Below are 9,182 nucleotides of genomic sequence, written 5' to 3'. Positions count from 1 at the left end.
GGTATTCGAACCGCCATCAGCGGCGGCGAGAACGATTCGTGAGCGCATCGCCAAACCCGAGGCCGTCGTTCGCCGACGCGCCCACCCTTCGAGCTCACGGCGCTCGTCATCGGTCAGAACAATATCCACTGCTCGCGGACCCCGGGTTGCCATTCCCCAGCCTAACAACCGAATGACAATTAATGACTCAGGACACTAGGTCGCCTTGGACGTGGAAGACCGATCCTTGTTCGAAGCCGGCGCCCATCTTATGGACGCTCACAACACACACATCGGCGCCGGCATCCATTGCCCACGTCGGTAGTTCGGGGTGGAACGGCAGATGTGCTCCCCATGCCTCATCCACGATGAGCGGTTTGCCGCGCTCATGGCAGATATCGGCGATGGCACGAATGTCAGCACAGGTGCCGTATGGGGTGGGGCTAACGATCAGCAACCCGGCCGCGTCAGGATGCATTTGCCACGCCTGTCGTACCTGATCCGGTGACGGCGGGTGGGTCAAGTGCAGGTGCGTGTCCCACTGCGGATGCACCCATCGTGGTTGAAGCCCGGAGAAGATGAGGCCCGCGACAATCGACTTGTGGACGTCACGGGTCACCAGGAGTTCGCCGCGGTGGCCACCGGCCACAGCGATCATCGCCGCCTTTACCGACAACGAACTGCCACATGTCGAGAAGAAGGCCTGTTCGGCACCGACGGCTTCGGCCATCAAACGTTCAGCGTCGGGCAAGAACTCGCCGGACATCCGCCGATCGTCGAGACCACCAGAGGCCAACACATCCGATGCGAATGCCTGCTCACCGATGACCGCGCGGGTCTCGTCCTCAACACCACGACCTTGCCGATGCCCGGGTGGGGTGTATCCATACCTTTTCAGCCGCCGATAGTCGGCCAGTGCCTCGATCAGTGGCGCTCGTGATTGGTCCACGGTGACAATCCTACGAACACGAGGTACTTGCTGGGCACATCACCGTTCGGGTCGATCAGATTCTGTGCGTTGCAGTCGACCTGGCGCTCGAGCCGCATTCATGGGCGGGTTTGCTGAACTATTGGAGGCAGTAGCGGTCCGGTGGTTTGGTTTCGTCCAGTTGTCGGTCGCGGCGTCGTACTCGACCAGCCCACGGTCCTCGAAAGCTGTCAGCCATCCGTCCATGGGCCACCACCCCCACCTGCGTCGGAAGAGTGCTCCGTTACGCAGGATGTCGTCGAGGTGTTCGACGGGAGGGTCGGACACCCGGTGGTACTGGTGGTATGCGTGCGCGCCACCGACCCAGGCGAGCCGATAACCCTGTGCGGCAGCAGACATGGCGAAGTCGGTGTCCTCTGCGCCGTACCCCCGATAGCCGGTGTGGAACCCGCGGATATTCCGCCAGTCGTGGGCGTTAAGGGCGAACGAGAGTGACCAGAAGAGCGTGAGGTCACTGTCGAGGTGGACCTCACCATCCGGTGGGTCGGGGCGAGCCGGATGCGGGTTCGTGTAGGCCGCAAGATCATCGTTGATCTGCCCCTGCTCAAGATAGGTGACAGGCCCACAACAGATTACGCTGTCGTCGTAGTGGTCATGGAGCGCACGCCGGTAGCGTGAGAACAACTCAGGTCCGGGTAGGCAGTCGACGTCGAGGAAGACCAATGAGTCGGCGCCGGCGGCGATCGCGAAGCGGGCACCGATGTTCCTCGCGCTGGCAAGCTCGAGACCGTCTGCACCGCTGTCGATCTCGACGACTTCTACGGACTCCCCGGAGCCGACGATCGAGCGTACGTTCGCGTCGTCCATGGCGACCACCACATGTAGCCACGGTCTGTTGGGGCTATGCGCGACTGTGTCGAGTTGACGTTGTAGGTGATCGTGCCGGCCCGAAACGATGGTGATCAATGCCAGTAAGCCGCCTGCGGCGGTCATCGGAGCAACGCCTCGATGGCTGCGGCGGCTCGCCCGGCGGCCCCGTCGGTTTGCCACCGTGACCAGTCGGCGTTGGTGACTGACGATTCGTGCAGGATCTTTGCCCAGTCGTCGGGCTCGGGCCACTCGCTCCTCACTTGTGCCAAGCCCTCTCGTTCCAGAGTGCATGCCGTCGCGTCCTGCTCGGCGAAGGGACGGCGTTGCGGGATGACGACTGCGGGGCGTCGGGCCGCAGCGACGTCTGCCACGCTGCCTTGACCAGCGTTGATCACCACGACCTGCGCACTGCACAAATACGGCCACGGATCGTCGGTCCAGGTTCCGAAGGCGGGTCCCAGGCCGACCACCGTCAATCCCGGGTGTCGCTTGGCGATCAGCGAGACCACGGGTCGCTCCGACTCGCCGCCGGTCCCGGACATGAGTAGCACGTCAGACGCGAGCGCCGGGTCGGGGGTGGCAGGTCGATACTCAAAGCGACTGATACCGCCGACGAAGGTAGTCTTTGAGATGAACTCGTCAAGCCAGGGAGGGCTGTACAGGTCGCCAGGCCATGGTGCGATGATCGCGTCGGCCACCTCGTATGCGCGGCGGTGTGTCGGATCGGCGCGGTCACCTGGCATCGCCACGACTATCACCGGAACGCCGAGAAGCCGCACGAACAGAGCGATCTCGACTGAGACGTCGACGACCACTGCCGCTGGCTCGTGTTCGTCGGCGAATCGCGCGATCTGCGCCATCCGACGGCAAAGTCCACGATCGCCACGCGGAGCCCAATGGAGGACTCCGCCCGCGGTGGGGTCCCTCGGATCCAGATTCTGATCGTCGCGGTCGAGTGCGATCACATCTGTGAAGTCCTCGCCAACGATGTCAGCGCTGCTCAGCGCAACCACCGGAGCGGAAAGATGACGTGCGATGGCCTCAGCACGCGTTCGATGACCGGACCCTTGGTGATGGATGTAGTACCCGATCATGCGCGTAGCGCCTCGTCCTGAACCAGTTCTGCGTAGAGGTCTTGATATTTCTCAATCATCACTTCCTCCGAACAGTGCCGCTCCGCGTGGTCGCGGACCGCCTTGCGGTCGAATCGCTGTGCGTCGATCGCAGCTTTGGCCAACTCGTCGACGTCATCCGGGGCGACGAGGATCCCTGCCTGAGTTCCGACTATCTCCGGAATGCCTCCTCGGCGGAAGGACGCCACCGGGGTCCCACACGAGAGCGACTCGGCGACCACCAGACCATAAGGCTCGTCCCAGACCGGGCTGACCAATGTCACCGAGGACCGGCCCACCAGGTCTGCCAGCTTGTGATGGTCGAGGTGACCGACATACCGAATCCGTTCGTCGAGAAAAGGTTCGACCCTATCGGCGTAGTAGCTGAGGTCGCTGATCGGTCCCGCGATCCGGAGACCGATGTCGGCGCGGCGAGCGGCGTCGATCGCCAGGTGCACGCCCTTCTCGGGGACCAGACGTCCGAACCAAACGGCGTCCTCCCCGCCAGGGCCGGGGGCCCAATCGCGCACTTGGACGCCGTTGTGAATCACTGGGACAGCGTCGAGGATATGTGACCAGGCATCCGCGGTGTGCTGGGACACCGCGACGCAGCGGGTCTGGTCGGCGATCGTCATCGCCGACTCAAGCCATGGTGTCGGTGGCGTGTGCAATGTCGTGACCATTGGAGTGGCCACAGCGTCGGCCATCGCCACCGGGAGGTGGTGGAGGCTGTGATTGTGGATGACGTCGAAGCGCTCAGGGTGAGCAGCTAGGTCGACCATCAACGACAGATAGGCGTGGTGTTCGCGCAACACCTGCTCTGGCGGCATCGACACATCGGCACGCGCGGCATGAGATGGTTCGAATATGTTGGTGTGCAACATATCTGTGTCAGGACCTTCGTCCGACCCCGGGCCCGCGAACAAGGTCACCTGGTGACCAGCGGACGACAGCGCGCGAGTCAGATGCCATACGTGGGCCTCGAGTCCGCCTGCGAACGGTTGCGTGATCGGATAACTGCTCGATGCGATCACGGCGATGCGGAGTCGACGATCAGGCATCAATGCATCGCCTGTACAGGGAGTCGTGCCGATGCGAAAGCCACTCTCGCTGAGCCGACCGATCAGCCCACGAGGCGGGCGGAGTCTTGCGTGAGTAGGCGCTGGCTAGTGCAGCAATCAGGGAGCTGGGGTCGAATTCGGTCTCGGTGAAGACGAATTCGTCGAGGTCCTGCTGCTCACGGTAGAAACCGCAGTTCGGCGCGATAACCGATGTTCCGAGATCGTGACACGCTTCGAGCCAACCCGAGTGTGTGCCGAAGCGGTATGGCAGCACGGACACCGACAGCTCCGACAGATAATCCCAGAGCTGGGCGTCACTGAAGAACTGGTGCACCCGCAGGCGAGCGCGTCGATGGCGACTGAGTCGCTCGACCGTCGCCGCGAAGCCGGGATTGTGCCAGTGGTTGTCAGGATCGTAGATCTCGGCGTGGACATTGATCTGGATGACAACGTCATCGTATTCGACTGCCGCGTCGAGCAGCGTGGCGATCACCGGCTCCGGGTCCATATTGGCCCGAATGCTCTTCGCATGGACGCCTACCACGAATTCATCTCTTTCGTTTTTCGTCCAAGTGGTGAAACGGCTCGCCGGTACGACGTGCGGATGCGGTAGCACAGTTACCTGCCTCCCCCACCGCTGCGCCGCCTCAGCGGCCGCACCAGGCGTGAGGGTGAGCACCTCATCGGCTGCAGGAACGAGGATGTCGAGGATCTGTTCGTGGGCACCCGGCTCGGGATGGTGCGGGTTGCGGAGGTCGTGAAGCGTGTAGACCAGTGGCTTGCCATAGTGCCGCAGGCGTTCGACAACAGCTGACATGGTTTCAGGTTCGACCGCGTCGAACCCGAAATGGATATGGAAGATGTCAAAATCAGAGTGGTGATGCTCGATCCAGACGGGATCGAGCATCACCGGTGGCCACCACCCGCCAGCAACCTTGCGGCCGTCTTCGGGCTCAGGGTCCGACAGACGCACGGCACCGGGCGGTGACGATGTCGCGCTGAGATGACGAACATAGACGTGCGACGACGGTACGGACGCCACGCGCACAGGACTTGACTGCAATTCGACCTCGTTCCGCTGGATCGGCTCTTCGGGAACGGCTGAGGCTCATCCGAAACACGCTGCGCCAAAGATGGGCTTGGCGTGTCTTTTCAGAGTACCCACGGATGCGAAGCCTTAACCCTATCAGAACGAATGCGACACGACCCAATGAACACGCGTTCCCCCAGCACACAGCCACTGCGCAATATTGGACGAACGCTGGACCGAGGCACCCCGTAGGTTCACTCATCCGCGAACAGCGGACAGTGCGGTTCTCACGCCGGAGACATGGCGTGAGCGGTACCTGTCGCGCTACCCGCTTGCGACGGACAACCTGGACGCCGGAGCGTGGCGGGAACAGCGCGAGCGTGCACTGCGTCGGCAGTACGTCGAGTCCTCACCCCGCGCCATAGTGGCTGCCGTGGTGATCGACGTAGACCGCCCAGATGCCGTTCTGCGAGCCTTTGAGCGACCCAGTGACCATCCGGTCCCCTCATGGGTTGTGGAGGGCAACAGAGGGCACGGCCACGTCGGCTGGTGGCTCACCGCGGGCGTGGGCTTCGCGGCCCAGGTGCTCGGTCAGCTCGGCGCCCATGCCCCGCTCAAGGACGGCCTTGAGCATCTCGTTCAAAAAGCCGTCCTTGCCAGTCAGCTCCAACCCTCGCGAACGGGTCTCGGCGAGTACGTGATCGATCAGCGCGTCCGAGAACACCTCCCGGCGAAGCCCAGCAGCATCCGATACATCCGTAGCGTCATGGTCGTCAACAGCCATAGCGTTCATGATTCCTCCTCGGGATCAACTCACACAGACCATCTGACACGCCCTCGAGGCGATCACCGCCGCTGGTGGCAGGCCGGCCGAGGCGGTCGCTCTCTTGGCGTTGGTGGCCGGTCAGGACGTCGAACCGGCCGAGGATTCCGATGGCACCGATGGGCGGTGGCGCATCGCGCGCCGTACCGCCCCGGATCGGGTGATCTCCACTGTCGATCCTGATGCCCGGCACGCGCACAAGACCCAGCAGCGTCGCCAGGACGGGTTCAAAGCCCACATCGTGGTCGAACCCGACACCGGCTTGACCACCGCGACCCGGCTGACCCGGGCCAGCGGCCCGGACAATTCCGATGCCACTGTCGGCGCGGACCTGGTCACCACAGATCCCACCACTACAGACGTCGAGAACATTGAGGTGCTGGGCGATTCGGCGTACGCCACCGCAGACATGCTGGCCACCCTCGCCGGAAAGCAGTGGCTGCCGCTGGTCAAACCCTGGCCGACCAGGCCCGCTGTGGAGGGCGGGTTTGGTCTCGATGACTTCACCTTCGATGCCGCGGCAAACACGTTGACCTGCCCGGCTGATGTCACGCGGACAGTGTCGCCGCAGGGCCGGGCGAAGTTCGGTGCGGCCTGCCGGCAGTGTCCGCTGCGCCAGCGGTGCACCACCTCACAATCCGGCCGCTCGGTGCTGCTGGGCGAGCACCATGTGCTGCAACGCCAGCACCGCCAGCGCGCACAGGGCGAGGACTTCCGGGCCACCTACCGGCAGCATCGCCCGATGGTGGAACGCTCCATCGCCTGGCTCACCCGAGGCGCCCGACGAGTGCCCTATCGCGGCGTGGACAAGAACAATAACTGGCTCCACCACCGCGCCGCCGCCCTCAACCTACGACGCCTGCTCGCCATGGGACTGACCATGGAGAACGGGACCTGGGCCCTGGCCTGACCCAGCAAACAGGGCCTCATGAACCTCCCTGCTGCAGGCCGATCAGCCACACAAGGACCACAGGCGGGCGCATCGCTCCCAGTCGCCGTACCCAGAGCGCTGACCTGAATCGCCGCTTGACGGCCCACCGAGACCGATCCGCAAGCCGCTCACACCACCGCAACCCCCAATGGCGCCTTGTTCAGCAGCCTCCTAGGGGCCAGGCCATTCGCCGACTACTTTTTGGAACGCGCGGGCCCCGGCGCGGTCGATGATGGTTTTGGTCGCGGCGAAGACGGCGCCTTGCAGGGCGGTGGCGAGGAGGATCTCGCTGAGCTGGTGGCTGGGGTCCAGGGCGCTGGGCGGGTCGGTATTCTCGCCGGGTGCGGCGCGGCGCCAGATTCGGGTGAAGATCGCGTTGGCCAGCAAGCCTCCGGCGATCGAGGTGGCGATCCCGACCGGGCGGTAGAGAATTTTCGCCGACCTACTGGTGGGCTGCTCATCTGGTGTGTCGCTCATGAAGCCCTCCTTCGCCAGAGCGCTACTGCGATGACGGTGACCGCCAGCGCGGCCGCTGCGGCGGGGATAGCGGGTTTGAGCTGGCCTTGGTCGTCGGTGGCGCGGTCTGCGAGCTGAGCGAACGCGTGGGCGCCTCGGGCGCGGGCCGCGTGCACCTGCTGACCAGCCCTGTTGGTGACTTGGCGCGTCGTACTGCGCGCCTGGGCTTTGACGTTGAGTTTGTCGGTCAACGCGTCCACGGTCTGGCCGAGTTCCTCGCGGGTGCGGGCGATGTCGGCCTCGACCTCGGCGGCGCTGGCCTGGCTATCGGGTTCGGGCCGATCATGGTTATCGGTCATGGCGACTGGCCTCCTGCACGTGGGCGAGGTCTTGTTTGACGCTGTCGACGGTGCGCTGCATGTCTGGCGTACTTTGCTGTAGCTGCTTCTTGCCCAACAGTGCCGCGACACCGGCGCCGATCAGCAATACCGCGCCGACGATCAGGGCCGACAGCCATAGCGCCAGCACCAGGGCCAGACCGGCGATGGCGGCGGTGACCAGGGCTCCGAGTCCCAGCAGGGCGAGGATGCCGCCTCCGCTGAACAGGCCGCCCCCTACGCCGGCGTGTTTGGCACTGTTTTTTAGTTCGACCTGGGCCAGCGTGAGTTCGTCGCGCACCAGCCGGGAGGTCTGCTCGGACAGCTGGGTCATCAACTGCCCCACCGACGGTTCGGGCGTGGATGGGGGGCCGACGGGGTGGCTCATCGCTGGGTCCCCGCTCCGTCAGCGTCGCCGGGGTAGGGCCCCTGCTCGCTGTGGGCCTGCTCGGCGGCATGTCGTGCGCCGTTGGAGGCGGTGTCCTGAGGCGAGTCGCCGGCCGCGTCGGTTTGGTCTGTGACCTGTTCGGCGGTGTTTTTAACGATGTCGGAGGCCTGTTGTACTTGCGGGCTTCGCCACAGCTTTCGTGCCTGTTCTTCGAGGATCTCGTAGTGTGCGCGGCCGGCGCGGCTGCCGAGCACGTACCCGGCCGCGGCGGCGGCCACCACCATAATTTTGTTCATCGAATTGTTCCTTTCTTCGTCGGAGCTGCCTGCGGCCAGACGGGTGGCGGCCACAGACGGTGTCCTTGGTGCGTGCTCATCGTTGGTGCTTGTGGGCTTGGGCGTCCTTGACTGCCGCCTTGTCGATCTCGTCGAGTTTGCGGGTGTCGCGGGGCTGGGCGAACGGTTCGACGTCTTCGGGCATGCCCTTGGCGATGGCGATGCCGTGGTCGAGTTCAGCGTTGATTTCTGCGCCCAGCAGGACTGCGATGTTGGTGATCCACAGCCACACGAGGAAGATCACCACCCCGGCCAGCGCCCCGTAGGTCTTGTCGTAGGAGGAGAAGTTTGTGACGTAGAAGGCAAATAGTGCCGAGGCGATCAGGACCAGCAGGACCGCGATCACCCCGCCCGGGCTGACCCATTTGATCCCGCTTTGTTTGGCGTTCGGGCTGGCCCAGAACAGGATGGCCAGCAGTGCCGAGACGATGATCAGTAGCACCGGCCACTTGGCGATACGCCACGCTAGCAAGAGTGCCTCTCCTACTCCGAGGAGGTCGCCGATCTGCGTGGCGACCGGTCCGCTGACCACGACGATCACCGCGCTGAGCAGTAGCAGCAGCACCGCGAGGATGGTCACACCCAACCGGATGGGGATCGTTTTCCAGATCGGGCGGCCTTCCCCGATGGCGTAGATGACGTTGGAGGCGCGCATGAACGCTGCCACGTACCCCGAGGCGCTCCATAGCGCGATCGCCAACCCTGCCAGGGCGCTGATACTGGCCCCGGTCTGGTTGGCTTGGGCTTGCTCGATCAGGGTGCGCACGAACTCGGCCGCCGACCCGGGGGCGGCCTGCTCGACCTGGTCGGTGATCTGGGCGGTGACATCCGGGCTCAGTAGGCCCAAAAGCGAGATCAACACGATCAGGCCCGGCACGATCGACAGCACCCC

Annotated in this window: 9 protein-coding genes and 5 pseudogenes; 2 read left to right on the top strand and 12 right to left on the bottom strand. The window is 64.3% G+C overall.

Annotated elements, in window-relative coordinates; genetic code table 11:
* From GOOTI_RS25820 to GOOTI_RS19440, 6 genes and pseudogenes are all read right to left on the bottom strand, one after another.
* Positions 1-153 (bottom strand): annotated as a pseudogene (locus tag GOOTI_RS25820) (IS630 family transposase); the annotation flags it as partial.
* Positions 154-193: 40 nt separating this feature from the next.
* A pseudogene (locus tag GOOTI_RS19460) lies at positions 194-928 on the bottom strand (PLP-dependent transferase); the annotation flags it as partial.
* 39 nt (positions 929-967) lie between these two features.
* Positions 968-1,774: a glycosyltransferase family 2 protein gene (locus GOOTI_RS19455; RefSeq protein ID WP_007240317.1), complete on the bottom strand. Its 807-nt coding sequence runs from the start codon at positions 1,772-1,774 to the stop codon at positions 968-970.
* Positions 1,775-1,896: 122 nt separating this feature from the next.
* Complete coding sequence (locus GOOTI_RS19450) at positions 1,897-2,871, bottom strand: glycosyltransferase family protein (RefSeq protein WP_007240316.1); 975 nt, start codon at positions 2,869-2,871, stop codon at positions 1,897-1,899.
* Complete coding sequence (locus GOOTI_RS19445) at positions 2,868-3,950, bottom strand: glycosyltransferase family 4 protein (RefSeq protein ID WP_007240315.1); 1,083 nt, start codon at positions 3,948-3,950, stop codon at positions 2,868-2,870. The genes GOOTI_RS19450 and GOOTI_RS19445 overlap by 4 nt, the downstream gene beginning before the upstream one ends.
* The gene (locus tag GOOTI_RS19440; protein WP_007240314.1) at positions 3,943-5,013 is read right to left on the bottom strand and encodes a glycosyltransferase family protein; all 1,071 of its coding nucleotides are present in this window, start codon (positions 5,011-5,013) and stop codon (positions 3,943-3,945) included. The genes GOOTI_RS19445 and GOOTI_RS19440 overlap by 8 nt, the downstream gene beginning before the upstream one ends.
* Positions 5,014-5,200: 187 nt before the next feature.
* Here GOOTI_RS19440 and GOOTI_RS27380 point away from each other — a divergent pair.
* Positions 5,201-5,494, top strand: a pseudogene (locus GOOTI_RS27380) (replication initiation protein); the annotation flags it as partial.
* Between the two features lie 42 nt (positions 5,495-5,536).
* On the opposite strand, the pseudogene GOOTI_RS27080 reads toward GOOTI_RS27380, so the two are convergent.
* Positions 5,537-5,773 (bottom strand): annotated as a pseudogene (locus tag GOOTI_RS27080) (IS256 family transposase); the annotation flags it as partial.
* Positions 5,774-5,837: 64 nt separating this feature from the next.
* Here GOOTI_RS27080 and GOOTI_RS19430 point away from each other — a divergent pair.
* A pseudogene (locus tag GOOTI_RS19430) lies at positions 5,838-6,713 on the top strand (transposase); the annotation flags it as partial.
* Positions 6,714-6,905: 192 nt separating this feature from the next.
* Here GOOTI_RS19430 and GOOTI_RS19425 read toward each other — a convergent pair.
* From GOOTI_RS19425 to GOOTI_RS19405, 5 genes are all read right to left on the bottom strand, one after another.
* A complete protein-coding gene (locus tag GOOTI_RS19425; RefSeq protein WP_007240311.1) occupies positions 6,906-7,211 on the bottom strand; it encodes a DUF4235 domain-containing protein in 306 nt (101 codons plus the stop codon).
* A complete protein-coding gene (locus GOOTI_RS19420) occupies positions 7,208-7,549 on the bottom strand; it encodes a DUF3618 domain-containing protein (RefSeq protein ID WP_007240310.1) in 342 nt (113 codons plus the stop codon). The genes GOOTI_RS19425 and GOOTI_RS19420 overlap by 4 nt, the downstream gene beginning before the upstream one ends.
* Positions 7,539-7,955 carry a phage holin family protein gene (locus tag GOOTI_RS19415; protein WP_007240309.1) on the bottom strand — a complete coding sequence of 139 codons (417 nt, stop codon included), beginning with the start codon at positions 7,953-7,955 and terminating at the stop codon, positions 7,539-7,541. Before GOOTI_RS19415 ends, GOOTI_RS19420 begins: the two co-directional genes overlap by 11 nt.
* Positions 7,952-8,305: a hypothetical protein gene (locus tag GOOTI_RS24810; RefSeq protein ID WP_007240308.1), complete on the bottom strand. Its 354-nt coding sequence runs from the start codon at positions 8,303-8,305 to the stop codon at positions 7,952-7,954. Before GOOTI_RS24810 ends, GOOTI_RS19415 begins: the two co-directional genes overlap by 4 nt.
* A 22-nt stretch (positions 8,306-8,327) precedes the next feature.
* The coding region (locus tag GOOTI_RS19405; RefSeq protein WP_007240307.1) for a YihY/virulence factor BrkB family protein at positions 8,328-9,182 on the bottom strand (855 nt) is incomplete at its 5' end.

It is taken from the genome of Gordonia otitidis NBRC 100426 (assembly GCF_000248075.1).
Lineage (GTDB): Bacteria > Actinomycetota > Actinomycetes > Mycobacteriales > Mycobacteriaceae > Gordonia > Gordonia otitidis.
The sequence above is the reverse complement of the archived record's forward strand: the minus strand, read 5'-3'. Positions and strand labels throughout refer to the sequence as shown.

What these genes read in the sequence shown, in the direction of transcription:
- GOOTI_RS19455 (WP_007240317.1), bottom strand. Translation starts at nt 1,774, where the DNA reads ATGGACGACGCGAACGTACGCTCGATCGTCGGCTCCGGGGAGTCCGTA.
- GOOTI_RS19450 (WP_007240316.1), bottom strand. Translation starts at nt 2,871, where the DNA reads ATGATCGGGTACTACATCCATCACCAAGGGTCCGGTCATCGAACGCGT.
- GOOTI_RS19445 (WP_007240315.1), bottom strand. Translation starts at nt 3,950, where the DNA reads ATGCCTGATCGTCGACTCCGCATCGCCGTGATCGCATCGAGCAGTTAT.
- GOOTI_RS19425 (WP_007240311.1), bottom strand. Translation starts at nt 7,211, where the DNA reads ATGAGCGACACACCAGATGAGCAGCCCACCAGTAGGTCGGCGAAAATT.
- GOOTI_RS19420 (WP_007240310.1), bottom strand. Translation starts at nt 7,549, where the DNA reads ATGACCGATAACCATGATCGGCCCGAACCCGATAGCCAGGCCAGCGCC.
- GOOTI_RS19415 (WP_007240309.1), bottom strand. Translation starts at nt 7,955, where the DNA reads ATGAGCCACCCCGTCGGCCCCCCATCCACGCCCGAACCGTCGGTGGGG.